The organism is Devosia sp. (assembly GCF_017307495.1).
In the GTDB taxonomy this organism is placed as follows: domain Bacteria; phylum Pseudomonadota; class Alphaproteobacteria; order Rhizobiales; family Devosiaceae; genus Devosia_A.
On the sequence record NZ_JAFKHE010000026.1, the window covers coordinates 23,159 to 47,261 of the forward strand.

The following is a 24,103-nucleotide window of genomic DNA, read 5'->3' on the forward strand; positions in this document are numbered from 1 at the left end:
ATCACCTCGACAACGGCAGCGGGTCTGCCGATCGGGAGAGGTGTTCGATGTTCCTGCTGCGGTCCGCATTCTGGTTGACGGTGATGTTTCTCATCATCGCGCCCAGGAACCACGACCTGGGCAAGGACGTCGCCAACGCCTCGCAGCAGGCGCTCGAGGCCGGCCAGAAGGCCATCGTGGCGCAGATTCTCTCCGGCGACTGCACCAGCCTCGAATGCGCCGGCGGCAAGGCGGCGCTCACCGTGCTTGCCGGCAACAAGCTCCCGTCCATCGGCGTGCCCATGCAGGACAATTCGAACATTCCGGTCCCGCTCCCCCGACCGCGCCCGGACCGGATGGGCTAACCAGGGTTCGCGTCACTTCCCCGACGCTGCTCCAGCACGATCCCTGGTCCCGAGCCGCAGTGCGCTGCCCCGCACTGCGGCTCACTTCTATTCTTGAAAAGACCCGTGTTCCCACTTCCCGCCGCACCAACTCCAGCTACTATGGCCACCGCGGATCGTCTTGGGGGCGCCGCTCGTGGCGGGACATCGAGGAGCCGCCCGCTTTCCGGCCTGATGGGATGCGGGCCTTCCATTGGAGGCAGAAGTGAAGAGCCTTACAGTCGCCCTGCTGGTTGGCATCGTCGCCACACAGTACGCATCGTCCAGCCTCTCGGCGGACCTGATCATGGACAAACCCAAAGAGGTCGGGATCGTCGATGTCTCGCGGGATTGGTCTGGCCCGTTCATCGGTGTTTTTGGGGGTTGGAGCGCCGGTAGTTATTGGGAGACGGGCGGCTCTATCTACACCACCGACTTCTCCGGTGGGTTGCTCGGTGCCGTCGTGGGCGCGAATCTTGTCGTGACGGATGGTGTCGTCGCCGGGGTGGTGGGTGACGTTGCCTGGACCGATGCCGGCTTCGAAGTCGGCACAGCTTCCTTCGATGTCGACTGGACCGGCTCGCTCCGCGGCCGGCTCGGGTTCGACGGCGGCGCGTTCCTGCCTTATCTTACCGCCGGCCTTGCCGTCGCTGGCGCGACTGCCGATTCCGTGTACGGCCCGAGCGCCAACACGCATGTCGGATGGACTGCCGGCGCGGGATTGGAGTACGCGGCAACCGAGAATCTCTCGGTCGACTTGCTCTATCGCTACAGCGATTACGGCCCGCGGCCATACTATCCCGATGATGATCCGGTCAGCCCTTATGATGCTGCCTTCACGACACATCAGATTTCAGTCGGCCTGAACTGGCGGCTCTGACTGCCAACACCTGCCCTGCCCTGGCAAAAAGCCGCCGGCGTGTTACCCCGTTTGGTCGGGGATCCTGCCATCCATCAGACCGACGGAGCCGCCGTCGAGTAGCTGAACACGTCGAACTGCTTCAGTTCCCAGCCGCGCAGGATGTGTTGGCCCAGCGGTCGCGTCACTTCCTCGACGCTGCTCCGGCACCGATCCCTGGAACCGAGCCGCAGTGCGTTGCTCCGCACTACGGCTCACTCTCTCTGTGACCTCCGCCTTTCGGGCGGCTTGCCAGTGGGCGGTGACAATGGTTTCTCTCCCGACAAATCGAGAGGGAAGCCGATGATCTACGAACTGCGCATCTACCGTTGCCTGCCGGGCCGGCTGCCGGCGCTGATCAAGCGCTTCGAGGACGCGACGCTGCGCATCTGGGACAGGCACGGCATCGAGCAGGCCGGCTTCTGGACCACCGTCGTCGGCGACTCCAACAACGACCTCACCTACATGATCCGCTGGGCCTCGATGGCCGATCGCGAGGCCCGCTGGGGCGCATTCGTCACCGACCCCGAGTGGATCGCCGCCCGCGATGCCTCCGAGACCGACGGGCCCATCCTCGCCAATGTCTCGAGCCAGTTCCTCAAGCCGACCGCCTTCTCCCGACCGCTCTAGGCTCAGGCGGCCAAAGCGCCTATCTATCCCCCATGACCGACCATCCCGCCGCCTTCGCCGAAATCGCCGAAAACCTCTCCTACCTCGACGACTGGGAAGACCGGTATCGCTACATCATCGAGCTCGGCCAGGCCCTGCCGCCGCTCGCCGAGGATGAGAAGAACGCCGAGAACAAGGTGCACGGCTGCGTGTCGCAGGTCTGGCTCGTGTCGAACCACGACGGCGCCCACCTGATCTATCGCGGCGAATCCGACGCCATGATCGTGCGCGGCCTCGTCGCCGTGCTGCTCGCCCTCTATTCCGGCCGCCCGGCCCGGGAAATCGCCGAGACCGACGCCATCGCCGTCTTCGACGAGCTCGGCCTGCGCGAGCACCTCACCACCCAGCGCTCCAACGGCCTCGTCGCCATGGTCAACCGCATCCGCGGCGAAGCGCAGGCGCTGGCAGCGGCGTGACCTTGGCGGGTCCGCGCCGACTCGACCGCGCTCACACGATACGCTTCGCCAGCCGATCGAGCCCGATGCGGCTATGCGGTCGCAACGTCGGAAAGACCTCGGCCGGCATCCCTGATCGAACTCGGTGCGATGCCGAACATTCGTCGGCAGGTGCGCGTGAGATGTGCCGAGTCCGAGAAGTTCGCGGCGTGCGCGGCCTCCGTCCACGACATGCCGGAGTAGCCGAGCGCAAGCGCCCGGTTCAGCCTGGCCCACAGCACATAGGGCCGAAACGCCAAGCCCGTCTGCGCCACGAACAGGTGTCGGAGGCGTCCCTCCGACAACCCCACCTGTGCCGCAATTTCTCCGAGCGTGAACGGCTCGTCCAGACGGCGGTCGATCTCCGCGAATGCCCGCTGAATGCGCGGATCGACACGGTCTGGCGGTTCCTCGGCGCCGACCAGGCGCGCGGGGGTCTGCCGCGCAATCCGGATGAGGTGATCCTCCGGCGCACTGTCGAGGTAGGCTGCCCTGAGCGGCGCTGCGAGAGCCCGGGCCTCGTCACGCGACAGCCCGACGATACCGCCGCTTCCGAAGCGCTTGAGGATCTGCCGACCCAACTGCGACTCGGGCTCGGTGAAGATATGCGCAAGCAGCCTGCCGGGCGCCTGGAAGGTGTGAAGCATGTCCGGCGGAATGATCGCGCCGTCGTATTCCATCCAATCCGCCGCCATCGTCGTCTTGAACTGGACCTTGCCCTGGAGCCCCAGCGAGAGCTGGATGGCGTGGTGGCTATGCAGTTCGCTCGGAGAGACTGACGAACCGATGTAGAGGCTGCCTCTCTCCCAGAAAATGAACTGTCCGAACCCAGAAATCAGCACTGCAGCATCCCCCGCGGGGGATAATGCCATCGTGCGCGCGTCGCGCAAGGTCACCGCACGCTCGCGCCGGGCAGTTGACGCCTGCCTGCGGCGCGGCCGGTGCCGGTGGCTTACACGTCCGCCGGCCGCCGACGGGGCCGCTGCCCCTCACCCGAACATCGCCAGCCGCGCCCCGTCCATCCAGGCCCGGCGCCGCGTGACCTCGGCGCCGGTTGCCACCTCGCTCAATCCATACACTTCCGCCAGCCGGTCGAGCCCGATGCGCAGCACCAGCTTGGCGCTGCGCCGCGGCCAGCCGCGTTCGGCCTCGACCTGCTGCAGGCCCTTGCCGAAGCCGCAGACGTCGAGCACCACCTCGGCGCAGTCGCGCGGCAGGTCGCGATGCAGCCGGCCCAGCGCCTTGCGCGCGTCGGCGGCCATCTCGCCGATCTCGGCGGCCTGGCCCGCCGGCCTGCCGCCCGCCGTGTGCGCGGCCGCGTAGCTCATGGTCAGCCGGGGCTGCAGTTGTGCCCGCTCCACCAGCCGCCGCACCCGCTCCCCGGCCTCGACCTGGTGAGGCCGGAGGAAGGCGACGCCGTCCGCTCCGGCGGTCGCCAGTCGCGCCAGCGGACTTTCGGCGAGGTTCAGCACGGCTCCATCCGGTCCCGGCGCCTCGATCCGGTGCTGGGCCGCAAACGCGTCGGCCTCGAGCAACTGCCGCTTCAGCCACTGCGTCGTGCCGGCATTGGCCCGGCATGCCTCGGCATCGCCGTCGATGGCGCCATGCGCGACCAGTGCGCGGACTTCGGCCACAGCCACCGCGATGCTCGTCTCGTCGGCAGCCACCGAGAACGTCTCCCCGCCCCGTCTCGCCTCGGCGACGCCCAGCAGCGCGCGCACGAAACGCAGCGTCGTCCTGCTAGGCCGCGACATGGGCTGCCTCCCGCTCCAGCGCCGCCTCGCTGCTCAACCGCTCCTCGATCTCGCCAACCAGCTGGTCGAAGGCCGGCTCCTCGCGCAAATCCTCGATCACCGCACAGGCATGCGAGACGGTGGTGCGGTCCCGGCCGAAGAACCGTCCCACCGCCGAGTAGATCCGGCAGTAGTGCGTGTGCATCAGGTACATGGCCAGTTGCCGCGCCAGCGCAACCTCGGCCCGGCCACGGTCCGGTCCCAGCAGATCCTGGGCCCGCAGGTGGCGAGCTGTCGCGACCAGTTCCAGCAGCCGCCAGCCGCGCGAATCGGCGCGGGCCGGGTCGAACCGCAACACCCTGCCCGCGGGTCGCCGTCTCGATGCGGGGGCCCTGCCCGCCTCTGCCACCATGCTCTGCATTGCCGTCTCCACAATATAGGACGATATTCCTATATCGGGCAATGACAGGCGCGGGGATAAGTCGGCAGGCGGGAGCCGGAAACGCAGATGGCCGCCCCTTGCGGAGCGGCCATGCTATCGGCTCGGCTGTGGAAAGCTCAGGCGGCCTTGCGGCCCAGGCCGTTGTCCTTGGCGAGGCGCGAGCGGGTCGCCGAGTAGTTCGGGGCAACCATCGGGTAGTCGGCCGGCAGGCCCCACTTCTCGCGATACTCTTCGGGCGAGAGGTTGTAGTGCGTGCGCAGGTGGCGCTTCAGCGACTTGAACTTCTTGCCGTCTTCGAGGCAGATGATGAAATCGGGAGCGACGGACTTGCGCACCGGCACCGCCGGCTTCAGTTCCTCGACCGGCTCCGACGCGACGGGGGAGTGCAGGTTCTTGAGGGCAGCGTGCACATCTGCAATCAGCTTGGGCAGGTCGCTGACGCTCAGGGCGTTGTGGCTAACATAGGCGGAGACGATATCGGCGCTCAGATCGATGAGATCGTTGTCAGCCACGGCATTGCCGCTGATGAGATCGTTCATTTCGGGTCCTTTTCTGCGATACGTCGGGCAAAGGAGGTGGCATCCTGGCCGGACATTGGTTCTGTAGAACCGCTGCACTGCGAAAGCAATAGCAACGCCGCCCGATGTGAATAACTATTGATGACCGGAAATAGTCACAAATTGCCGCACGTTACCGGGACAGATCGTCGATAGTCGTCGCCGGCGTCGGCGCCTCGCCGCCGCGATATGCCGCACGCGCCAGCAGATGCGCCGACAGCGGAGTCGAGAGCAGGAGGAACCCCATCCCCAGCAGCGCGCGCAGGATCACCGACCCATCGAGCGATGCCACCCCGACGCCGACGAAGATCAGCCCGGCCCCGATCGCGCCGGCTTTGGAGGCGGCGTGCAGGCGCGTATAAAGGTCCGGCAGGCGCAGCACGCCGATGGCGGCGACAAGGCTGAAGCCGGCGCCGATAACGACGAGCAGCGCGGCGAGATAGCCGGCGATATCCACGATCATGGCCGGCCTGCCCCTTCCCCTTTCCGCCCGGCGCGCACAAACAGGTAGCGGGCCAGGGCAACGGTCGACAGGAAACTCACCAGCGCCAGCGCGATGGCGATGTCTATGTACAGCCAGAACCCGGTCAGCACGGCAATCGCCCCGATGAAGCCGGCGCCCAGCACCGTGATGAGGTCGAGTGCCAGGACCCGGTCGCCGAGATTGGGGCCTCGGACCAGGCGAATCAGCGCCAGGAACATGGCCACCAGCAGCAGGCCGATGGCGACGAGGGCCGCCAGCTGCAGTACCTGCCCCCCGCTCATCGGAACGCCTCCATGACCTGCCGTTCGAAGCCGTTGGCGATTTCGGCGAGGAACGCCTCCCGGTCGGCGAGGTCGATGGCATGGATGTAGAGGAAGCGCCGGTCCTCGGATACGTCGACGCTCAGCGTGCCCGGCGTCAGCGTGATGAGGTTGGCAAGCAGGGTGATCTCGGCATCCGTCTTCGCGCTCAGTGGAAAGGCGACGATCGCGGGCCGGATATGCGCGTTGACGTCCGGCCGGATGACCAGCCGCGCGACGCGCAGGGCGCTAAGCACCAGCTCGACGACGAACGTCCGGGCCAGTCGTACGATCCGCATCGTTCGGGGCAGCAGCCGAGGCGTCGACACGAACTGCCGCACCACGAAGAGGCTCGCGCCGCTCACCAGCGCCCCGAGCAGCAGGTTGGGGGCCGAAAAGCTGCCGGTGGCGGCGGCCCAGCCCAGCGCCAGCACAATGGTCAGCATGATCACGCTCATGGGGCCGCTCCTTCAAGACCGGTAGCCGCGATATAGTCGGCCGGATGCAGCAGGGCGGCAGCGGCCGCCTTGCCGAAACCGAGCAGCGGCTCGGGCCAGAGCCCGAGCAGCAGCACGGCCGCGGTCAGCACGCCGGTCGACCCGAGCCCCAGCCAGAGCCCGGCCCGGTCGAGCCGCTTCAGGTCCGCGTTCGGTGCCTCGGTCGTGGCGTCCTCATGCCCGGGCCGCCAGAAGATGTGGGCCCAGAGCCGGCTGCCCGCGATCAGCGTCAGCAGGGCATTGGCCAGTACCGCAATCCATGCCGCCAGCGCCCAGCCGCCAGCCCCCGCGCGCCAGGCTTCGATGCCGCCCTCGACCAGCAGCAGCTTGGGCCAGAAGCCGAGGAACGGCGGCACGCCCGACACGGCCAGCATCAGCACGAAGAACAGGGCCGAGGGCAGCGAAGCGGCGGCATAGAGCCCGCCCATCCGGCGCGTATCCATTTCGCCGGTGATTGTCTCGATCAGCCCGGCCAGCAGGTACAGCGCCGTAATCGTCAGCATGGCATGCAGCACGTAGGTGGCCGCGCCGGCGAGCCCCGCCTCGTCGCCGATCGCGAGGCCGGCGAGGCTCGCCCCGATCCCGCCGATGACGAGGAAGCCGAGCGCCCGCCGCAGGTTGGTCTCCGCGATCGCCCCCAGCGGGCCGAGGATGAGCGTGGCCACCGCCACCGCCATCAGGATCGGGTCGAGCACCTCGCGGCTGGCGGGCAGCAGCATGGCGAGCACGCGCAGCAGCGCATAGACGCCGACCTTGGTCAGCAATCCGGCCATCAGCGCCGAGATGGCGGCCGGCGGCGCATGGTAGCTCGCCGGTAGCCAGGCGTTGACCGGGAAGGCCGCCGCCTTCATGCCGAAGGCGAGCAGCAGCAGTGCCGCGATCGAGGCCATCACGGCCGGTTCGGCCTGCGCCGCGCGGGCGATGATGTCGGCCATGTTGAGCGTGCCGAGCGTGCCGTAGAGCAGGCCGAGCGCGAGCAGGAAGATCGTCGTCGCGAGGAAGTTGAGGAAGCCGTACTTCACCGCGCCGTCGAGCTGGATGCTGCGGCCGCCCAGCACCATCAGCCCGAAGCTCGAGATCAGCATCACCTCGAACCAGACATAGAGGTTGAACAGGTCGCCGGTGAGGAAGGCGCCGCTGACCCCGGCGAGCAGCAGCAGCACCAGCGGATAGGCGCCGTCGCGCCGCGCCCGGTCGGGCATGTCGTGGCGCAGGTAGACCAGCACGGCCAGCGTCACCCCGGCCGCTGCCAGCGCGAACACCGCGCTGGCGATATCGGCAGTGAAGCTGATCCCGAAAGGCGGCAGCCAGCGGCCCATGGTCATCGACACCGGACCGATCTCGCTCACCCGCAGCACGAGGGCGAGGTCCGTGGCCAGCACCACCGCCACCAGCGCCAGCGCCAGCCAGTACTGGGCCTCGCGCGCCTCACGCAGCATCAGCAGCAGCGCTGCGCCGATCAGCGACAGCACCACCGGCAGGATCACCAGCCAGTCCAATGGGTGCGTTGCGACGTCCTGCATCACTCCGGGCATCAGTAGCTCATCGGCGGCTGGGGCCGGTCGGGCGGCTCGGCGAGCCGCATCCGGTCGGTATCGTCGGCCTCGAGCGACTGGTAGGCGCGATAGGCGAGCACCAGCAGGAAAGCGAACATGGCAAAGCCGATGACGATGGCGGTGAGAATCAGCGCCTGCGGCAGCGGGTTGGCGGCGCCGGCCAGCGGGACCTTGGCATCGCCCGGCGCGATCGGCGGCACGATCCGGCCCAGCCGTCCGGCCGACAGGATGACGAGGTTGACGCCGTTGCCGAGCAGCGTCAGGCCGAGCAGCATCCGGATCAGGGCGCGCGACAGCAGCAGGTAGAGTCCGGCGAAGACGAACAGGCCGGCAAGCGCGGCGACGACGTGATCCATCAGCCGGCCCCCTCGTCCGCCTCGAGCGCCAGCGCCACCGCGGCGATGGTGCCGAACACCACGAGGTAGACCCCGATGTCGAACACCATCGGCGTCGAAATCGCCACCTCGACCCGGTCGATCTCGAACATCGCCCACAGGCCGGTCATGAACGGCAGGTCGAACGCCAGCGACAGCATCCCGGCCAGCCCCGCCAGCGCCAGCCCGAACCCGGCGACGGCGATCGGGTGCACCCGAAGCGCGTGGCGCGCCGCCTCCGCTCCCATGGCCATGCCGTAGATGGCGAGCGCCGAGGCCGCGATCAGTCCGCCGATGAAGCCGCCGCCCGGCTCGTTGTGGCCGCGCAGCAGCACGAACACGGAGAACACCAGCATGACGGCGGTGAGCAGCGGCGCGACGGTCCGGAAGATCAGCGTGTTCATGCCGTCGCCTTCCGCCGTCGCTGCGCGGCCGGCTTGGGGTCAGCCACCGTCGGCCGGCGGCGCGCACTCCGGATCAGGGCGAGGATGGCGATGCCGGCGGTCATCACCACCGAGATCTCGCCCAGCGTGTCCAGCCCGCGGAAGTCGACGAGGATGACGTTGACGACGTTGCGGCCGTGCGCCACCGGCGCCGCGTGGGCATTGAAGAAATCCGACAGCCGCAGGTCGAGGGGACGATCCAGCACGGCCCAGAGCAGGCCGGTCACCGCGATGCCGCCGAGCAGCGCCACGCCCCCGTCGCGCGCCCAGTCCTCGAACGGGCGCCCGTCGGCGGCGTCGAGGTCGAGCCGGGTCATGACCAGCGCCAGGATCACCACCGACAGGGTCTCCACCATGAACTGGGTGAAGCCCAGGTCCGGGGCGCCGACAAGCAGGTACAGCAGCGCCACGGCCAGCCCCTGCACGCCGAGCGCAAGGATGGCGAACAGCCGGCTACGCGCCAGCACGACCGTCACGATGCCGGCAACCGCCAGCGCGACCACGCCCCATTCGTAGAATCGCAAGTCCGCCGTCCGAGGCCAGGCCGGCAGGCCTCCCATCGCCCAGAGCGGGCCGATAGCGGCGACGGCCAGCATGGCAAAGACAACCAGGAGGTAGAGCTCGAGCCGCCCGTGATGCAGCAGCCGCGTCACCCGGCCGGCAAGCCGGACGAGGCCGAAATAGACCGCGTCGAACCCGCGGTCGAAGCTCCAGCCCAGCTTTCCGTCGAGCCGCCGCAGCAGGGCTCGTCCGGCATCGAGGCGCAGGTACGCCGCGGCGGCCAGCCCCCAGGTGGCGACCGAGAGCCAGAACGGCCAGCCCATCAGGTCGACCCCGAGCTTCAGGTGCGTGTCGACCGCGTCGCCGAGGACGGCCGAGGTCGCCGGGGCCGCCAGCAGTTCCCCTAGCTGTGCCGGCATCAATCCGGCGACGATCCCCAGCGCGCCGAGCACGAGCGGCCCGGCCAGCATCGCCATGGGCGCCTCATGCGGGCGAATCGGCGTCGGCAGCACTTCGCCCATGAACGGCTTGATCAGCACCGCCAGGCCGATCGCGCCGAGCAGCGCGTTGCCCAGCACCAGCGCCGCCAGCGCAACAAGCGGCTGCACCTGCCCGAGGGCGAGGGCGGCGTACATCTCCTCCTTGGCGAAGAACCCGAGCAGCGGCGGCAGCCCGAGCATCGCCGCCGATGCCATGATGGTGCCGATGAAGGTCACCGTCATGTGGTCGCGCAATCCGCCGAGCGCGGTAATGTCGCGCGTGCCCGTGCCATGGTCGATGGCGCCGACGACAAGGAACAGCCCGGCCTTGTAGAGCGCGTGCGCGAGGAAGTAGAGCACCGCCCCGGTGATCGCGAGCTCGGTGCCGGCCCCCAGCAGCAGCATCAGCAGGCCGAGCGAGGCGAGCGTCGTCTGCGCCAGCATCTGCTTCAGATCGGTCTGGCGCAGCGCCATCACCGCGCCCCAGAGCAGCGTGGCGCCGCCGAACGCCATCAGCGTCGTGTTCCAGATCGGCTCGCCCCCCAGGTGCGGGGTCATGCGCGCCACGAGGTAGACCCCGCCCTGCACCATGGTCGCCGAATGCAGGTAGGCCGAGACCGGGGTCGGCGCTTCCATGGCGTTGGGCAGCCAGAAGTGGAACGGGACCTGCGCCGACTTGGTGAAGGCAGCGGCAAGCACCAGCCCGACCAGCAGCGGATAGGCCTCGCCCGCGAGGCTTCCCGCCGCGCTCAGGTCCCAGCTGCCGGTCACGGCACGGATCGTCACTCCGGCCGCCAGCAGGCAAAGCCCGCCGATCCCGGTCACCACCAGCGCCTGTATCGCCGCGCGCCGCGCCGCCTGCCGCGTATGGTCGAAACCGATCAGCAGGAACGAGGCGACCGAGGTCAGTTCCCAGAACAGGTAGAGCGCCACCAGGTTGTCGGCCAGCACCAGCCCCTGCATCGCCCCCATGAAGGCGAGCAGGAAGCCGAGGAACAGTCCCTGCCGATGACCCTTGAGATACGCACCGGAATAGAGCAGCACGAGGGCTCCGACGCCGGCGATGGTCAGCGCAAAGGTCAGGCTCAGACCGTCGACGAGGAAGCTCAGCTCCAGGCCCCAGGAGGGCGCCCAGGGCCAGGCGACCCGCACCGGAACCCCGTCCGACACGCTGCCGACCAGCGGCCAGAGCGCCGCGAACCCCGCCAGCGGCACCAGCGCCGCCACCCAACCGGCGACATCGCCGACAAGCCGATGGACGAGCGGAAACAGCGCTGCCGCAACAAAGGGCAGCAGCACCACCAGCGCAACGGCAATGTCAGGCCTGGCCTCCACCCGGATGCGCCTCTTCCACGGGACTCGAGTTCCGCGTCAGCTTAAACGCCCACTTGGCTCCCGCAAGGCAAACCGGTCCGCCTCCGGCTGCCCACCACAGCTTTGTGAGTGCCGCAGGATTTGCGGTCGGCCGACAAAATCGCCATATCTGGGCCCGTAACGGAGATCCCAACATGAGCGAGACCCTCAAGGTTCAGAAGTCGGACGACGAGTGGCGCGCGCTGCTCTCGCCGGAGCTCTACCGCATCGCGCGGGAGCACGGCACCGAGCCGGCCTGGTCGCACCTGTACAACACCGAAAAGCGCGACGGCATGTACTACTGCGCCGCCTGCAACGCGCCGCTGTTCTCGTCGGACACCAAATATGAGTCCGGCTCGGGCTGGCCGAGCTTCTTCAAGCCGCTCGACGGCGCCGTCGATCAGTCGATCGACCGCTCGCACGGCATGGTCAGGGTCGAGGCGCATTGCGCCAGTTGCGGCGCCCACCTCGGCCACATCTTTCCCGACGGCCCCAACCCCACCGGCCAGCGCTTCTGCATGAACGGCACCAGCCTCGCCTTCAAGCCCGAGGCCTGATACCAGACCCAGCCAGACCCACCGGCGTCATCCCCGCGGAAGCGGGGACCCCAGTGCGCGCTATCGGCCTCCAGCAGCGCTGCGAAGCCCCACTGGGCTCCCGCTTCCGCGGCAATAACGCCGGTGGCAGTCGGCATGACACCGCCCTTGCCCTCCGCTAGAACCCCGGCATGACCAGTCCCATTACCACCCCGCCCGTCGCCGAACGCCGCCAGCATGCCACGACCACCCACGGCATCACCCGGCAGGACCCCTATCACTGGCTGCGCGCCGACAACTGGCAGCAGGTGATGCAGGAGCCCGAGGCGCTCCCCGCCGACATCCGCGCCTATCTCGAGGCCGAGAACGCCTATTTCGAGGAAGCCTTCGAAACCCCGCACGCAGACCTGCGCGAGACGATCTTCGAGGAGATCAAGGGCCGCATCAAGGAAGACGAGTCGGGCATCCCGTCGGCCGACGGGCCTTGGGCCTACAACTCGCGCATGGAGGAGGGCAAGCAGTACCCCATCCTCGTGCGCACGCCGCGCGACGGGGGCGCCGAGCAGATCCTGCTCGACTGCAATATCGAGGCCGGCGACGACTATTTCGGCTTCGGCGGCGGCGACCACTCGCCCTCGCACAAGCTCTTCGCCTGGAGCGCCGACCGCGCCGGCAGCGAATACTACACGCTCCACATCCGCGACCTGACGACCGGCAAGGACACCGGCGAAGTGATCGAGAACATCGCCGGGGGCGGCGTCTGGTCGGCCGATTCCTCGGCCATCTACTATTCCGAGTACGACGACAACCACCGCCCGTTCCGCGTCCGCCGCCACGTGCTCGGCACGCCGCAGGCCGACGACGAGATCGTCTACGAGGAAGACGATCCGGGCTTTTTCGTCGGCGTCGACGAGACGCTCAACCGCAAGTACATCGTCATCGACGCGCATGACCACCAGACCTCCGAGTTCTGGCTGATCGATGCCGAGAAGGGCGGCGCGCCGCACCTCGTCGCCCCCCGTGTCACCGATCGCGAGTATGACCTCGAGGATCGCGACGGCACCTTCTACATCCTCACCAACGCCAATGGCGCCGAGGACTTCAAGATCGTCACCGTCGCCGCCGAAAACCCGGCGGCCGAGAACTGGGTCGACCTCGTGCCGCACCGGCCGGGTGTCCTCATCCTCGACATCATCCTGCTACAGCACCACCTCGTCCGCCTCGAGCGCTTCGAGGGCCTGCCGCGCATCGTCGTGCGCAATCTCGACGATGGCGACGAGTGGACGGTGAAGTTCGACGAGGAGGCCTATTCGCTCGGCATGTCGGCCGGCTTCGAGTTCGACACGACCACCATCCGCTTCACCTATTCCTCGCCGACGACCCCGTCACGGACCTACGACCTCGACCTCGTCACGCGCGCGCGCACCCTGCTCAAGGAGCAGGAGGTCCCCTCCGGCCACAACCCGGAGGACTACGAGACGCGCCGCATCTTCGCCGAGGCCGCGGATGGCGAGCGCGTGCCGGTCACCCTGCTCTATCGCAAGGGCCTCAAGCTCGACGGCTCCGCTCCGGCGCTGCTCTACGGCTATGGCGCCTATGGCATGGCCATGCCGGCGAGCTTTTCGGTGAGCAAGCTCAGCCTCGTCGACCGTGGTTTCGTCCACGCCACCGCCCATGTCCGCGGCGGCATGGAGAAGGGCTACGCCTGGTACCGGAACGGCCGGCGCGAGCACAAGGTGAACACCTTCACCGATTTCATCGCCGCCGCCGAAACGCTGATCGCGCTCGGCTACACGTCGAAACGGCGCATCGTTGCCGAGGGCGGGTCGGCGGGCGGCCTGCTGATGGGCGCCGTCACCAACATGCGCCCCGACCTGTGGGCCGGCGTCATCGCCGAAGTGCCGTTCGTCGACGTGCTCAACACCATGCTCGACGCCTCGCTGCCGCTCACCCCGCCCGAATGGCCCGAATGGGGCAACCCGATCGGCGACAAGGCCGCCTACGAGCGCATCGCCGGCTACGCGCCCTATGAGCAGGTCGAGCCCAAGGACTATCCGCCGATCTTTGCGCTCGCCGGGCTCACCGATCCGCGCGTCACCTACTGGGAGCCGGCCAAGTGGGTGGCCAGGCTGCGCGCCACCAAGACCGACAGCAACCCGCTCTATTTGAAGACCCACATGGACGCCGGCCACGCCGGCGCCTCGGGCCGCTTCGACCAGCTCAAGGAAACCGCCGTGAGCTATGCCTTTGCCCTGGCGTGCGTGGGGCTTGATACGATCGACTGACCGGTCAGCCGTCGCCTCCCCCCCTTGAGGGGAGGGATCGAGGGGGGTGGTGCGGCGATCGCCGCTGGTCCCACCCCAACCCCTGCCCTCGAGGGGGAGGGACAGCACGGGCTTTGCGCCTTCCTGCGTCGGATTGGACTAAATCGTCAGAATCCGGGAATTGTTGAGCAAAGCCAAAGGGCCTATATCCAAGCGAGCCCAGCCGCATTTCGCATAAGACCCAATGGAGGCATCCAGAATGGCATACGAACTCCCCCCGCTGCCCTACGCCTATGACGCGCTCGGCCCGTACATGAGCAAGGAAACGCTCGAGTACCACCACGACAAGCACCACCAGGCCTATGTCACCAACGCAACCAAGCTCGCCGAGGGCAAGGGCCTCGAGGTTCTCGAACTCGAGGACCAGGTCAAGGAAGTGTTCGGCAAGGATCCCGGCCTGTTCAACAACCTGGGCCAGCACTACAACCACGTGCACTTCTGGAACTGGATGAAGCCCAACGGTGGCGGCGGCGCCAGCAAGGTCCCGGCCGCGCTGCTCAAGGCGATCGACTCCGACCTCGGCGGCTTCGACAAGTTCCGCGCCGATTTCATCGCGGCCGGCACTACCCAGTTCGGTTCTGGCTGGGCCTGGCTGTCGCTCAAGGACGGCAAGCTGCAGGTCACCAAGACCGCCAACGGCGAGTCGCCGCTGGTGCACGGCAATGCCAAGCCGCTGCTCGGCGTCGACGTGTGGGAGCACTCCTATTACATCGACTACCGCAACGCGCGCCCGAAATACCTCGAGGCCTGGTTCGACAACCTGGTGAACTGGGAACACGTCGAGTTCCTGTTCGAAGAAGCCAGGTAAGGCCGTCTCCACCGCCCTTTCAAAGGCCCGCCCCGGCGGGCCTTTTTCTATTCCCGGCGCGTGCCAACCTGCTCGCAGGCCCCCCCTTGTGGGGGAGGCCGGGAAGGGGGTGGCCCCGCGCACCACCGCCGCGATTCAACCACCCCGCCACCCATTCCACCTTCCCGGCGCCGTCACACAATGGTAACGATTAGTTAACCATAGCGCCGGGGAACCACCGTGGCCGAGCCGTCCCGCACCATCGCCGTCCTCGTCGCCAATCCGGCGCTGGGCTCGATCCTGAGCATGGTGCTGGCGTCGGTGCCGAGCTATCGCGTCCGCCCTTTCGACTCCGAGGTCGCGCTCGTCACCTACATGCGGCTCGCCCCCGTCGACGTCGTGGTCACCGATTTCGACAGCGCCGGCGCCCGGGCCGACCGCGTGACGCGCGACCTGAGGGCCGACGACGCCATCCCGTACCGCGACTACCAGGTGATCGCGCTCGCCAGCGAAGTCTCGCCGGAGACCAAGAACCTTTGCATCGCGGCGGGAATCGACGAAGTGATCGTCAAGCCGATGTCGCCGAAGTACCTGGTCGAGCGCGTCCGCTCGCGCCTCGCCCGTCGCGCCGCGCCGCCGGCACGCGCCATCGGCACCGGTACGCTCCGCCGCCCCGACTTCTCGCAATACGGCAACGTCATCCCGCTCTGGACCCGCGAGCGGCCGCTACCGCAGCACTGAGGCCAGACTCCCCTCACCCGTCTCGCGCTGTGCGCGATCCACACTCTCCCCGTCGGGGAGAGGTATAGTGGCCCATCACCAGCGTCGCGGGATCCTTCTCCCCGTCGGGGACAAGGTGGCGCGTAGCGCCGGATGAGGGGTGGCGATCAGCGCAGCCTCACACCGCCACGCTCAGCGCCCAGCCGACCTTGTTCCACAGGTCCTCGACGTTGTCGGTGAACACCACCACGCGTTCGGAGTGGCTCACCGAATGGCTCAGCACGTCCGTCGCCAGGCCGCGCATGGCCTCGAAGGCGCGATGGTGGTTGAGCAGCACGACCGGCTTGCCGCTGTCGCCGCCACCCACCCGCACCCAGGTGCGATAGAGCGCCGCCGCCGAAGCCAGCGACCCCGGCAGGCCGACGAACACCTGCGCCAGTTCGCCGACGCGCCTGATCCGCGCCTCGGGATCGTCGATCCGCTCGACCGGCACCTCGCTCAGCGCCGGCGGTGCCTGGAAGTTGGCGTCGGCGACGATCAGCACCTCGCCGCCCGCGGCCCGCGCGCTGGTGATCAGCGGGATGGCGTCCAGCGTCTCTTCCGCAAGGCACACCAGCCGTGCGCCATGGCGCGCCAGGATCGTCCCGGCCTGCGTCATGATCGGCGCGCGCTCGGCATCGCCAGGCCCCTTGTCCGAGGCGAACACCGCAAGCGTCGGATGCGTCGTCGGGGGATTACCGGCCACGGGTCAGGCCACCCAGAATGCCGCGCACCAGCGCCCGCCCGAGGCTGGATGCCGCCGAGCGGGCCATGGAGGTGATGGCCGCCTCGACCGGCGTCTGCCGCGTCGACCGACGCGGCTGGGCAGCGCGGTCCGCCTTCTCCTGCGCCGCCGCGGCCTTGGCATCGGCGTCCGCCTGCTTCTGCGCCGCCTCGGCGGCCTGGCGCTCGCCGGCCTTGCGGGTCAGCACCTCGTAGGCGGATTCACGATCGACCAGGGTGTCGTACTGGCCGGCCACGGGCGAACTGGCGATCACCGCCTGCCGCTCCTCCGGGGTCAGCGGACCGACCTGGCCCGAAGGCGGCCGGATCAGCGTCCGGCCGACGATGGAGGGGATACCCTTGTCCTCGAGCACGGAAACCAGCGCCTCGCCGATGCCGAGCTGGGTAATCACCTCCTCGGTGGAGAAGTCCGGGTTGGGCCGGAACGACTCGGCGGCCATCTTCACCGCCTTCTGCTCCTTGGGCGTATAGGCGCGCAGCGCGTGCTGGACGCGGTTGGAAAGCTGCGCCAGCACGGCGTCAGGGATGTCGATGGGGTTCTGGGTGACGAAATAGACGCCGACGCCCTTGGAACGCACGAGCTTGACCACCTGCTCGACCTTGTCGACCAGCGCCTTGGGGGCATCGTCGAACAACAGGTGTGCCTCGTCGAAGAAGAACACCAGCCGCGGCTTGTCCGGATCGCCAACCTCGGGCAGCACTTCGAACAGTTCGGACAGCAGCCAGAGCAGGAACGTGGCGTAGAGCCGCGGAGCCCGCATCAGCTCGTCCGCCGCCAGCACCGAGACATAGCCCTTGCCATCGACCGTGGTGCGCATGAAATCGCGGATGTCGAGCGCCTTCTCGCCGAAGAACTGGTCGCCGCCCTGCTGCTCGAGCACCAGCAGCGCACGCTGCACGGCACCGACCGTGGCCGAGGCGACGTTGCCGTACTTCACCGAAATCGCCGAAGCATCGTTGGCGATCTCGACCAGCAGCGCCCGCAGGTCCTTGAGGTCGAGAATCAGCAGGCCGTTGTCGTCGGCATACTTGAAGGCGATGTTCAGCACGCCTTCCTGGGTATCGTTGAGGTCGAGAATGCGGCTCAGCAGCAATGGCCCCATCTCCGAGACGGTCGTTCGCACCGGATGGCCCTGCTTGCCGAACAGGTCCCAGAAGATGGTGGGGAACTTGTTCGCCGCGTAGTCGGTGAAGCCGATGTCGGCCGCGCGCTTGGTCTGCCAGTCGAGCATCTTGCCCATGGCGGCAATGCCGGACAGGTCGCCCTTGATGTCGGCGGCAAACACCGGCACGCCGGCGGCCGAGAAGCCCTCGGCGATTACCTGCAGCGTGACCGTCTTGCCGGTGCCGGTGGCGCCGGTCACCAGCCCGTGCCGGTTGCCGTACTTGAGCGCCAGGTATTCCGGCCGCGTGCTGTTGCCGAGATAGACCTTGTCGGGAAGGAGCATGACGTCTCGCTGGATTCGGGTTCGCCGATGAACCCAACTCTATAGCGGGGGCGGCATGGGGTGCCAAATGAAAGCGGTGGCGGGTGCACGGCCGGCTCGCTTGCGTCCGACATCACCCCGCCGTCATTCCCGCGAAAGCGGGAACCCAGTGGGGCGTTTCTGCACTCGCGAAGGTGGATGGCTCGGCACTAGGTTCCCGCTTTCGCGGGAATGACGACGGTGCGGGTTACCCCTCCAGCCCGAGCGGATCCTCGTCGAGCGGCCACATCGGGCGCGGCAGGCGCTTGAACGGGAGCTGCTTCCAGTCCGGATTGCTCGTGCCGGGCGTCGCGACGAACAGTTGCTTGCGCGTGTTGGTGACGAACAGGTCCTTGTGCTTGTAGAGGTTCTTGATCGAGACGACCTGCTTGTCGTCGAAGCTGATGCCATGCAGCGAGAAGAGGCTGAGCGAATAGAGGTTCGTGCGCAGCGTCGTCAGCAGCACCTCGACGCCCTCGACCCGCACCACCGCGACATCGCCGATATCGATGCGCTCGCCGGGCAGGTGATCCTGGTACGCATTGCGCTTGAGGAACAGCACCTCGGCCTCGGCGTCGAGCGGCGGGCCGGAAAAGGGCTCGAACTTGCCGCCGATCCTCAGCCGCAGCTTCGCGCCCACTCCGACCTGGAAGCAGATGCCGACCGCCATCGGGTCCCACAGCGGCGCGACGACCGCGTTGCGGATGCCATTGTCGATGAAGGCCCTCAACACATGCGTGGTGTCGCCGGGCGCGCCGGAGCCGATCTGGTCGGCTGTGTCGGCGATCAGCAGCGGCTTGTCGCCCTTGATCCGCGCCTCGGCGATGGCCTCCTCGAACGAGGTGAAGGGCAGCGTCGCCTCGCGGCGGATGCGGTAGAACCACTTGCCGTACTTTTCTGCCGCGGCCTCGGCGACCCGCATGTCGCCGTCGGCGATGGCCAGCATCTTGGCGCCGGCGAGCGGCACGTCGGCCCACGGGAAGCCGTGGTTCAGCGACAGCGACAGGATGCCGTCCTTGCCCTCCGCCTCGATGATGGCGGCAGAGAACTCGATCATCGGCCCTTCCATCGTGGTCGGGAACAGGCCCATGGTCTTGCAGTCGAACAGCGCCATCTTGGGGTCGATCTCGCCCTTCAGCAGCCGCACCATCAGGTCGAACAGGTCCTCGGCGCGCTCGGCGTGGTCGATATGCGGGTACGTCTTGTAGATGACGATCAGGTCGGCGGCGTCGACGATGGTGTTGTCGACATGCCCGTGCAGGTCGAGCTCCACGCCGATCTTGGTGCGCTCGCCAACCTGGGCCCGGATGCGCGAGACGAGGTCGCCCTCGCAGTCGTCGTAGCCGAAGGCGACCATCGCGCCGTGCAGGTAGAGCAGCACAGCGTCGACCTCGCCGGCCGCGGCGAGGTCGGCGAGGATGCGGTCGCGCATGGCCTCGTAGTCGGCCTTCACCGTTGGGCCGGCCGGGTTGGCGAAGGCGAACAGGCTCTGCACCACGTCCCAGCCGAGTGCCTTGCCCCGCTTCAGCCAGATCTGGCTCGGCGCCGACCAGGGCGACGAGGGCAGCGTTTCGATCGCGCCCTCGTTCCACATGCAGGCCTTGAAGTCGTCGATCCCGGTCGGAAACGAGGCGAAGGTGTTCGTCTCGGTGCCCAGGGTGGCGATGAACAGGCGCATGTGCGATTTCCTCCGATGCGGGGCAAGCCTAGGAATCGCCCCCGCGTCGGTCAACGCGTGGCTGTTCCATGGGAAGGAACGCATGCTCCGCAACAAGCGATGACGAGAATATCAGTCACTTCGCTAGTCTTCTCGTCACCCCGAGACTATGTTGACCACACACAAGGGATGCATCATGGCCAAGCGAGCGTTCTACGTACGCGCCAAGTGGGATCCGACATCGCGGGTCTACTACACCGACAGCGACATCGTTGGACTGCATGTCGAGGCATCCACCATTGAGGAACTGGAGGCAATCGTGATGGAGGTTGCCCCGGAGTTGATCGTGAGCAATCACCTGTCGGCGGATGATCTGGTCAACAAGCCGATGCGCGAGCTTGTGCCGGCCATCCTGTTTGAGAAGCCGCTGGCCAAGGCCAGTTGAGGTGGTTCAAGGCTACTACGGTGCCGTTGCCAAGGAACTGCGCCGGCTGGGCTTTCGCTACATCTCAAACGCCAAGGGCTCCCACGAGAAGTGGGTCAATGACGCTGGCGTCACGCTGATAGTCCCTCGCAATCTGATGGTCAGGCACACCGCCAACGGCATCCTGAAGGACGCCGGCAGCGAGCTTCACCTCTAGTGCGTCGTGGGCAGCCCCGACGCTACAAGGAGGTCGACGCCTGCCCGACCATCTGCCAGCCGCCCTTGGTCTTGAGGAAGCAGACCCCCGAGGCATAGGGCTTCTGTAGCTCGACCTTGTCGAAGTTGACAAAGCCCGCGCCCCCCTCTGGCAGGTGCACCGCGATCCAGCGCCCCGGCGCGTCGGTATCGTAGTCGAGCGCGTAGAGCAGATCGGGCTGCAGCGTCGCCGCCACTGTCCCCTTGGCGTCGGGCGTGGCGAGCACCTCGGTCGCTGCGTCGACATAGAACAGGCTCGAGCTCTGGATCTTGAGCTTGTCGGCGAGCTTCTTGACCGCCTTGGCATCGAAGCTGCGGTAGGCGTAGGTGCACACAGTGCCCTTCGGCATCATCGGGTCGGTGCCCCAGGCCTGGCGGGCGGTCATCGACTCGACGATGAATTCGCGCGCCGCCCCGATGGCGAAGCGGCCGACGTCGCTTCCGTCCGCTGTCACGGGTAGGTCGCCGCCGGTGTTGTAGCCGAGCTGGGTGAGCTTCTCTTCGGTCGTCTTGAACGGACCGAGCGTCTCCTTGTGGCGCGAAATGGCGAGTTCGAGCCCGCCATCCACGGTCACGATCTTGTCGGCGATGCCCGCGCCGATGGCGTCGCCATTGCCCTTCTCGACCGCATCGAGGAAGGCGGTCGCCCAGTCGATCAGGTCCTGCGACGGCGTCACCGTCTCGGCCGGCTTCAGCTTGATCGGCTGATAGGGTTCGCCCGCGACGGCGGGCAGGCATATCGCCGCGAGGGCGAACGACAGGGCAGCAAGACGCAAGATTTCCTCCAGTTTCGCGGGCGCCGGCCCGCCGATGTGCATGAGACGCGGCTCGGGCGTGGTTCCTTGGGCTAGAGCTGCGGCACGGCAAGCCGCATTTCGCCGACCTCGAAGCCGCGCACGTTCTTGATCGCAGGGCGCGCGAACTTCCCCAGCACCGCGCGCTGGTTGTCATCCGGATCGGCGAACTGCAGCAAGAGGTTGGCGACCAGCGTCTGGCTGGCCAGCATGTTGCCGTCGTCGACCTTCAGTGCGTAGCCCCAGCCCTTGTCGCGGATCGCGCCGCACTGCACGCCCTCGGCCCCGCCCTTCTGCATCACGCGGCCGGCAAAGGCCGCCATGACCAGCGTATCGAGGTGGCCGGTCCCGGCGACGAGCATCGGGTGGGTGGTCGCGGCATCGAAGATGCGGTGCGCGGCGGTCGCGAGATCGTCGGGCAGGCCCTGCCCCGTCGCCATGCGGGCAAAACCGCGGGCGAACGCGGTCAGGGGCGCCGCCCAGGTGGGGATCGAGCAGCCATCGGTGCCGCACAGGTCCTCGCTCAGGTGTTCGCCGACCACGGCCTCGATGGCGCGGCGTACCGATTGCTGCACCGGATGGTTGCGCTCGACGTAGCCGTGCGTATCGACCCCGAGCGCGCGCGCCACGCTGAGCATCCCCGAATGCTTGCCCGAGCAGTTGTTGTGCAGCGCCGTCGGCTCCTCGCCGGCACGTCGCAGCGCCTCGCGGGCGCGGGCGTTGGTCGGTTGGTGGGCGCCGCATTCGAGGTCCATGGGCGCCAGCCCGACATGGTCGAGGAACTGCGTCACCCCCAGCACATGCACGTCCTCGCCGTGATGCGAGGCGCAGGCTAGCGCCAGTTCTTCGTTGCTGATGTGGAACCGGTCGATGGCGCCGGAGGTGACCATGGCGAGGGCCTGCATCGACTTGATCGCCGAGCGCGGGAACACCGGGCGCGCGATGTCGCCGGCCGAGGCAATGATGTTGCCCTGGGCGTCCGCGATCACGAAGGCGGCGCGGTGGCGGTTCTCCACGTAGCTGCCGCGCGTCTGCTCGATGAGGATGGGGTTGGCGTCCACGACAGAACTGCTCGCGAAAAGAAAGAGGCCCGGGGGTTCTCTTGGAACGCCGCCGGGCCGCGAAGTCAATCTGTGGAGGTCAGTCAAAAGGCAAGTCGGTGCATGGGAGGCGTAGTCGGGAGGAGCCGCCGCGCCGTTGGAGGCGACGCGCCGGAAATCGGTCAGATGTCCCAGTCGTAGGCCATCTCGAGGAACCTGGCGTTGACCCAGCCCCGGGTGTGCTGCTGCTCGACGAGGCACCAGTCGGCGCCGCCCTGGGGCGAGACGATGCAGCGCTCGACCCAGACCGAGGTCCTGGGCTCGAACGCGCCGACCTTCTGCGAATAGGAGGCAGGCCACTTGCGGGCGTTCAGCACGTCCCAGTGCTTGACGCCGACGATCCGGGCCGGGCTGCCAACCTCGTAGCCGGCGGCCAGGGCGGGCTGGACGGCGAAAGCGGCGACGCCCGCGATGATCAGGCCCGCGAGGGTGGCGACCAGCAGCTTTTCTTGGTTCTTGTTCATCTTGGCATCCTTTCGGGGCCCGGTGTCGATCTGTTGTGCCCACCATGCCGCCCTCCGATTGAACCCCCACTGAGGCCCCTGTTCAGGCAGCGTTCATCGGCGCGGCACTGTCGCGGCGAAAATGCGAAAGGCGGGAACCGGGGTCCCCGCCCTTTCGCCGTGCGATCTGCGGTCAGAGCTTGCCGAAGTGATGGACGTAGAGGTTGACGGTATCGTCGCCCATCATGCGCACGGCGACGACGTCGTCGGCATGAAACCCCTTCCGGCCCAGGACCTCGACGAGCACGCGGTTCTTCGCGATGGAACTCCGCAGGTACGCCGCATTGCCATCGGAGCGCATCAGCGTGTCGGAGGGGCAGAGTTCGGTGACCCAGACGCGGTAGTGGTTGTCGACGCCGAGCACCTCGGCCGGATAGACCCGCTTCATGTAGCCCAGCTGGTCGCCGCAGCTCTCGCCGCTGCCGGTTTCGTGGGTCGGGCATTGCGGGCCGGCGGTACAGGGCGGCCCGGATTGGGCGGTGGCCGGCAAAGCGGAGGCGGTGGTCAGGATAGCGAAGGCGAAAGCGGCAAGGGCCTGCTTGTTCATTTCTGTCTCCTGATGATGGGCGCTCGCGGCGCCGGTGCTGCGTTCGGACGTGGAGGCACTTGGCCTCCCTGACGCTGGCGACTGCACATAGTCCCCTGGCCTTGAACCGGCCCTGACGGGGGCGTTCAGGCTCGTGACAGCATGCCCCCAGGCCATGCTAGGGTCAGGCAAATCAGATTTCGGGAGGTGCCAGATGGCAAAGGTTCTGGTGACGGGCGGCAGCGGCAAGCTGGGCCGCGCAGTGCTGAAGGACCTCGTCGCGAACGGCTACTCGGTGCTCAATGTCGACCAGGTGCCGCCACGCGACGCCATCTGCCCCAGCGTGCGGATCGACCTCACCGATTTCGGCCAGGTGGCGCAGGCCATCCTTGGCGGCATCGACGAAAAGAGGGGGCCGTTCGACGCCGTCGTCCACCTCGCCGCGATCCCGGCGCCGGGCCTGTTCGCCAACAGCCGCACCGTCGCGAACAACGTGCCGACCAGCTACAACGTGTTCGAGGCCTGCCGCCTCGCCGGGATCAAGAACGTCGTCTTCGCTTCGAGCGAAACGGTGCTCGGACTGCCATTCGAAACGCCCCCGCCCTATGTGCCGGTGGACGAGGAGTACTTCCCGCGCCCCGAAACGGCCTACTCGCTGGGCAAGCTCCTCGACGAGACCATGGCGGCGCAGTACTGCCGCTGGGATCCGAGCCTCAAGATGGTTGGCCTGCGCTTTTCCAACGTCATGGACGTCGAGGACTACAAGGCCTTTCCGGGCTTCGATGCCGACCCCGGCCTGCGCAAGTGGAACCTCTGGGGCTATATCGACGCGCGCGACGGCGCGCAGGCGGTGCGCCGCGGCATCGAGGCCGAGTTCAAGGGCTTCGAGCCGTTCATCATCGCCAACCATGACACGGTGATGAGCCGCTCCAACATGTCCCTGATGGCCGAGGTATTCCCCAACGTGCCGCACAAGCGCGAGCTCAGCCAGAATGGCACGCTGCTCTCCATCGACAAGGCGCGCCGCATGCTCGACTACAACCCGCAGCACAGCTGGCGGAACCACGTCTGACCAACGAACCGGGCCACTGAGGGGCTCTCACCCTGGGCTGCCCAGGTCACGGGGTCATCCCCCGCGAAAGCGGGG

30 protein-coding genes are annotated in these 24,103 nt (G+C 67.6%); 11 read left to right on the forward strand and 19 right to left on the reverse strand.

The window, feature by feature from the left end; genetic code table 11:
* Positions 1-47 precede the first annotated feature (47 nt).
* Both J0I99_RS16515 and J0I99_RS16520 read left to right on the forward strand, forming a co-directional pair.
* Positions 48-344, forward strand: coding sequence for a hypothetical protein (locus tag J0I99_RS16515; protein ID WP_291398654.1), 297 nt, complete (start codon positions 48-50; stop codon positions 342-344).
* Positions 345-588: 244 nt separating this feature from the next.
* Entirely contained in the window at positions 589-1,242 is a 654-nt protein-coding gene (locus J0I99_RS16520) for an outer membrane beta-barrel protein (RefSeq protein ID WP_291393074.1), read from the forward strand.
* 74 nt (positions 1,243-1,316) lie between these two features.
* Here the strand turns inward: J0I99_RS16520 and J0I99_RS16525 are convergent, their stop codons facing one another.
* A complete protein-coding gene (locus J0I99_RS16525; RefSeq protein WP_291393071.1) occupies positions 1,317-1,469 on the reverse strand; it encodes a hypothetical protein in 153 nt (50 codons plus the stop codon).
* 94 nt (positions 1,470-1,563) lie between these two features.
* Here J0I99_RS16525 and J0I99_RS16530 point away from each other — a divergent pair, with 94 nt between their 5' ends.
* Complete coding sequence (locus J0I99_RS16530) at positions 1,564-1,890, forward strand: NIPSNAP family protein (RefSeq protein WP_291398655.1); 327 nt, start codon at positions 1,564-1,566, stop codon at positions 1,888-1,890.
* Between the two features lie 32 nt (positions 1,891-1,922).
* Positions 1,923-2,345, forward strand: coding sequence for a SufE family protein (locus tag J0I99_RS16535; protein WP_291398656.1), 423 nt, complete (start codon positions 1,923-1,925; stop codon positions 2,343-2,345).
* Between the two features lie 71 nt (positions 2,346-2,416).
* Here the strand turns inward: J0I99_RS16535 and J0I99_RS16540 are convergent, their stop codons facing one another.
* The 11 genes from J0I99_RS16540 to mbhE all read right to left on the reverse strand — a co-directional run bounded on the left by J0I99_RS16540 (position 2,417) and on the right by mbhE (position 11,063).
* Positions 2,417-3,259, reverse strand: a complete 843-nt coding sequence (locus J0I99_RS16540; RefSeq protein ID WP_291398657.1) for an AraC family transcriptional regulator — start codon at positions 3,257-3,259, stop codon at positions 2,417-2,419.
* 93 nt (positions 3,260-3,352) lie between these two features.
* The gene (locus tag J0I99_RS16545; protein ID WP_291398658.1) at positions 3,353-4,117 is read right to left on the reverse strand and encodes a DUF6456 domain-containing protein; all 765 of its coding nucleotides are present in this window, start codon (positions 4,115-4,117) and stop codon (positions 3,353-3,355) included.
* Positions 4,104-4,454 carry a helix-turn-helix domain-containing protein gene (locus J0I99_RS16550; RefSeq protein ID WP_291398659.1) on the reverse strand — a complete coding sequence of 117 codons (351 nt, stop codon included), beginning with the start codon at positions 4,452-4,454 and terminating at the stop codon, positions 4,104-4,106. Before J0I99_RS16550 ends, J0I99_RS16545 begins: the two co-directional genes overlap by 14 nt.
* A 200-nt stretch (positions 4,455-4,654) precedes the next feature.
* Positions 4,655-5,077 (reverse strand): MucR family transcriptional regulator, encoded by a 423-nt coding sequence (locus tag J0I99_RS16555; protein ID WP_291393059.1) that lies wholly within the window; start codon positions 5,075-5,077, stop codon positions 4,655-4,657.
* A 151-nt stretch (positions 5,078-5,228) separates the two neighbouring features.
* Positions 5,229-5,558 (reverse strand): monovalent cation/H(+) antiporter subunit G, encoded by a 330-nt coding sequence (gene mnhG / locus J0I99_RS16560; RefSeq protein ID WP_291398660.1) that lies wholly within the window; start codon positions 5,556-5,558, stop codon positions 5,229-5,231.
* A complete protein-coding gene (locus J0I99_RS16565; protein ID WP_291398661.1) occupies positions 5,555-5,860 on the reverse strand; it encodes a monovalent cation/H+ antiporter complex subunit F in 306 nt (101 codons plus the stop codon). The genes mnhG and J0I99_RS16565 overlap by 4 nt, the downstream gene beginning before the upstream one ends.
* Entirely contained in the window at positions 5,857-6,336 is a 480-nt protein-coding gene (locus J0I99_RS16570) for a Na+/H+ antiporter subunit E (RefSeq protein WP_291398662.1), read from the reverse strand. Before J0I99_RS16570 ends, J0I99_RS16565 begins: the two co-directional genes overlap by 4 nt.
* Positions 6,333-7,910: a proton-conducting transporter membrane subunit gene (locus J0I99_RS16575; RefSeq protein WP_291398663.1), complete on the reverse strand. Its 1,578-nt coding sequence runs from the start codon at positions 7,908-7,910 to the stop codon at positions 6,333-6,335. Before J0I99_RS16575 ends, J0I99_RS16570 begins: the two co-directional genes overlap by 4 nt.
* On the reverse strand, positions 7,910-8,287 hold the full coding sequence (locus tag J0I99_RS16580) for a Na+/H+ antiporter subunit C (RefSeq protein WP_291393049.1): 378 nt from the start codon (positions 8,285-8,287) through the stop codon (positions 7,910-7,912). The genes J0I99_RS16575 and J0I99_RS16580 overlap by 1 nt, the downstream gene beginning before the upstream one ends.
* Positions 8,287-8,709 carry a Na+/H+ antiporter subunit B gene (locus tag J0I99_RS16585; protein WP_291398664.1) on the reverse strand — a complete coding sequence of 141 codons (423 nt, stop codon included), beginning with the start codon at positions 8,707-8,709 and terminating at the stop codon, positions 8,287-8,289. The genes J0I99_RS16580 and J0I99_RS16585 overlap by 1 nt, the downstream gene beginning before the upstream one ends.
* A complete protein-coding gene (gene mbhE, locus J0I99_RS16590) occupies positions 8,706-11,063 on the reverse strand; it encodes a hydrogen gas-evolving membrane-bound hydrogenase subunit E (protein WP_291398665.1) in 2,358 nt (785 codons plus the stop codon). Before mbhE ends, J0I99_RS16585 begins: the two co-directional genes overlap by 4 nt.
* A gap of 173 nt (positions 11,064-11,236) precedes the next feature.
* Here mbhE and msrB point away from each other — a divergent pair, with 173 nt between their 5' ends.
* The 4 genes from msrB to J0I99_RS16610 all read left to right on the forward strand — a co-directional run bounded on the left by msrB (position 11,237) and on the right by J0I99_RS16610 (position 15,469).
* Positions 11,237-11,638 (forward strand): peptide-methionine (R)-S-oxide reductase MsrB, encoded by a 402-nt coding sequence (gene msrB / locus J0I99_RS16595; RefSeq protein WP_291393043.1) that lies wholly within the window; start codon positions 11,237-11,239, stop codon positions 11,636-11,638.
* Between the two features lie 170 nt (positions 11,639-11,808).
* Complete coding sequence (locus J0I99_RS16600) at positions 11,809-13,902, forward strand: S9 family peptidase (protein ID WP_291398666.1); 2,094 nt, start codon at positions 11,809-11,811, stop codon at positions 13,900-13,902.
* Between the two features lie 238 nt (positions 13,903-14,140).
* Positions 14,141-14,749 (forward strand): superoxide dismutase, encoded by a 609-nt coding sequence (locus J0I99_RS16605; protein ID WP_291398667.1) that lies wholly within the window; start codon positions 14,141-14,143, stop codon positions 14,747-14,749.
* Between the two features lie 219 nt (positions 14,750-14,968).
* Positions 14,969-15,469 carry a response regulator gene (locus tag J0I99_RS16610; RefSeq protein ID WP_291398668.1) on the forward strand — a complete coding sequence of 167 codons (501 nt, stop codon included), beginning with the start codon at positions 14,969-14,971 and terminating at the stop codon, positions 15,467-15,469.
* A 157-nt stretch (positions 15,470-15,626) separates the two neighbouring features.
* Here J0I99_RS16610 and J0I99_RS16615 read toward each other — a convergent pair whose 3' ends face one another.
* The 3 genes from J0I99_RS16615 to J0I99_RS16625 all read right to left on the reverse strand — a co-directional run bounded on the left by J0I99_RS16615 (position 15,627) and on the right by J0I99_RS16625 (position 19,375).
* Positions 15,627-16,193, reverse strand: coding sequence for a hypothetical protein (locus J0I99_RS16615; RefSeq protein WP_291392547.1), 567 nt, complete (start codon positions 16,191-16,193; stop codon positions 15,627-15,629).
* Positions 16,183-17,679, reverse strand: coding sequence for a helicase HerA-like C-terminal domain-containing protein (locus J0I99_RS16620; protein WP_291392549.1), 1,497 nt, complete (start codon positions 17,677-17,679; stop codon positions 16,183-16,185). The genes J0I99_RS16615 and J0I99_RS16620 overlap by 11 nt, the downstream gene beginning before the upstream one ends.
* A gap of 226 nt (positions 17,680-17,905) precedes the next feature.
* Entirely contained in the window at positions 17,906-19,375 is a 1,470-nt protein-coding gene (locus J0I99_RS16625; protein ID WP_291398669.1) for a M81 family metallopeptidase, read from the reverse strand.
* Positions 19,376-19,550: 175 nt separating this feature from the next.
* Here J0I99_RS16625 and J0I99_RS16630 point away from each other — a divergent pair, with 175 nt between their 5' ends.
* Together J0I99_RS16630 and J0I99_RS16635 are read left to right on the forward strand one after the other, a co-directional pair.
* Positions 19,551-19,799 (forward strand): DUF1902 domain-containing protein, encoded by a 249-nt coding sequence (locus tag J0I99_RS16630; protein ID WP_291392555.1) that lies wholly within the window; start codon positions 19,551-19,553, stop codon positions 19,797-19,799.
* Between the two features lies 1 nt (position 19,800).
* Positions 19,801-19,995: a type II toxin-antitoxin system HicA family toxin gene (locus J0I99_RS16635; protein WP_291398670.1), complete on the forward strand. Its 195-nt coding sequence runs from the start codon at positions 19,801-19,803 to the stop codon at positions 19,993-19,995.
* A 22-nt stretch (positions 19,996-20,017) separates the two neighbouring features.
* Here J0I99_RS16635 and J0I99_RS16640 read toward each other — a convergent pair whose 3' ends face one another.
* The 4 genes from J0I99_RS16640 to J0I99_RS16655 all read right to left on the reverse strand — a co-directional run bounded on the left by J0I99_RS16640 (position 20,018) and on the right by J0I99_RS16655 (position 22,977).
* Positions 20,018-20,809 carry a hypothetical protein gene (locus J0I99_RS16640; RefSeq protein ID WP_291392557.1) on the reverse strand — a complete coding sequence of 264 codons (792 nt, stop codon included), beginning with the start codon at positions 20,807-20,809 and terminating at the stop codon, positions 20,018-20,020.
* Between the two features lie 71 nt (positions 20,810-20,880).
* The gene (locus tag J0I99_RS16645) at positions 20,881-21,888 is read right to left on the reverse strand and encodes an asparaginase (RefSeq protein WP_291398671.1); all 1,008 of its coding nucleotides are present in this window, start codon (positions 21,886-21,888) and stop codon (positions 20,881-20,883) included.
* 161 nt (positions 21,889-22,049) lie between these two features.
* Positions 22,050-22,391, reverse strand: coding sequence for a hypothetical protein (locus J0I99_RS16650; protein WP_291398672.1), 342 nt, complete (start codon positions 22,389-22,391; stop codon positions 22,050-22,052).
* Between the two features lie 172 nt (positions 22,392-22,563).
* Positions 22,564-22,977, reverse strand: coding sequence for a hypothetical protein (locus J0I99_RS16655; RefSeq protein WP_291398673.1), 414 nt, complete (start codon positions 22,975-22,977; stop codon positions 22,564-22,566).
* 193 nt (positions 22,978-23,170) lie between these two features.
* On the opposite strand from J0I99_RS16655, the gene J0I99_RS16660 reads away from it, so the two are divergent.
* A complete protein-coding gene (locus tag J0I99_RS16660) occupies positions 23,171-24,028 on the forward strand; it encodes an NAD(P)-dependent oxidoreductase (protein ID WP_291398674.1) in 858 nt (285 codons plus the stop codon).
* Positions 24,029-24,103 lie beyond the last annotated feature (75 nt).

What these genes read in the sequence shown, in the direction of transcription:
- J0I99_RS16585 (WP_291398664.1), bottom strand. Translation starts at nt 8,709, where the DNA reads ATGAACACGCTGATCTTCCGGACCGTCGCGCCGCTGCTCACCGCCGTC.
- J0I99_RS16515 (WP_291398654.1), top strand. Translation starts at nt 48, where the DNA reads ATGTTCCTGCTGCGGTCCGCATTCTGGTTGACGGTGATGTTTCTCATC.
- J0I99_RS16545 (WP_291398658.1), bottom strand. Translation starts at nt 4,117, where the DNA reads ATGTCGCGGCCTAGCAGGACGACGCTGCGTTTCGTGCGCGCGCTGCTG.
- J0I99_RS16630 (WP_291392555.1), top strand. Translation starts at nt 19,551, where the DNA reads ATGGCCAAGCGAGCGTTCTACGTACGCGCCAAGTGGGATCCGACATCG.
- msrB (WP_291393043.1), top strand. Translation starts at nt 11,237, where the DNA reads ATGAGCGAGACCCTCAAGGTTCAGAAGTCGGACGACGAGTGGCGCGCG.
- J0I99_RS16605 (WP_291398667.1), top strand. Translation starts at nt 14,141, where the DNA reads ATGGCATACGAACTCCCCCCGCTGCCCTACGCCTATGACGCGCTCGGC.
- J0I99_RS16580 (WP_291393049.1), bottom strand. Translation starts at nt 8,287, where the DNA reads ATGGATCACGTCGTCGCCGCGCTTGCCGGCCTGTTCGTCTTCGCCGGA.
- J0I99_RS16530 (WP_291398655.1), top strand. Translation starts at nt 1,564, where the DNA reads ATGATCTACGAACTGCGCATCTACCGTTGCCTGCCGGGCCGGCTGCCG.
- J0I99_RS16600 (WP_291398666.1), top strand. Translation starts at nt 11,809, where the DNA reads ATGACCAGTCCCATTACCACCCCGCCCGTCGCCGAACGCCGCCAGCAT.
- J0I99_RS16570 (WP_291398662.1), bottom strand. Translation starts at nt 6,336, where the DNA reads ATGAGCGTGATCATGCTGACCATTGTGCTGGCGCTGGGCTGGGCCGCC.
- J0I99_RS16650 (WP_291398672.1), bottom strand. Translation starts at nt 22,391, where the DNA reads ATGAACAAGAACCAAGAAAAGCTGCTGGTCGCCACCCTCGCGGGCCTG.
- J0I99_RS16565 (WP_291398661.1), bottom strand. Translation starts at nt 5,860, where the DNA reads ATGAGCGGGGGGCAGGTACTGCAGCTGGCGGCCCTCGTCGCCATCGGC.
- J0I99_RS16575 (WP_291398663.1), bottom strand. Translation starts at nt 7,910, where the DNA reads ATGCCCGGAGTGATGCAGGACGTCGCAACGCACCCATTGGACTGGCTG.
- J0I99_RS16625 (WP_291398669.1), bottom strand. Translation starts at nt 19,375, where the DNA reads ATGCGCCTGTTCATCGCCACCCTGGGCACCGAGACGAACACCTTCGCC.
- J0I99_RS16535 (WP_291398656.1), top strand. Translation starts at nt 1,923, where the DNA reads ATGACCGACCATCCCGCCGCCTTCGCCGAAATCGCCGAAAACCTCTCC.
- J0I99_RS16655 (WP_291398673.1), bottom strand. Translation starts at nt 22,977, where the DNA reads ATGAACAAGCAGGCCCTTGCCGCTTTCGCCTTCGCTATCCTGACCACC.
- J0I99_RS16660 (WP_291398674.1), top strand. Translation starts at nt 23,171, where the DNA reads ATGGCAAAGGTTCTGGTGACGGGCGGCAGCGGCAAGCTGGGCCGCGCA.
- mnhG (WP_291398660.1), bottom strand. Translation starts at nt 5,558, where the DNA reads ATGATCGTGGATATCGCCGGCTATCTCGCCGCGCTGCTCGTCGTTATC.
- J0I99_RS16555 (WP_291393059.1), bottom strand. Translation starts at nt 5,077, where the DNA reads ATGAACGATCTCATCAGCGGCAATGCCGTGGCTGACAACGATCTCATC.
- J0I99_RS16620 (WP_291392549.1), bottom strand. Translation starts at nt 17,679, where the DNA reads ATGCTCCTTCCCGACAAGGTCTATCTCGGCAACAGCACGCGGCCGGAA.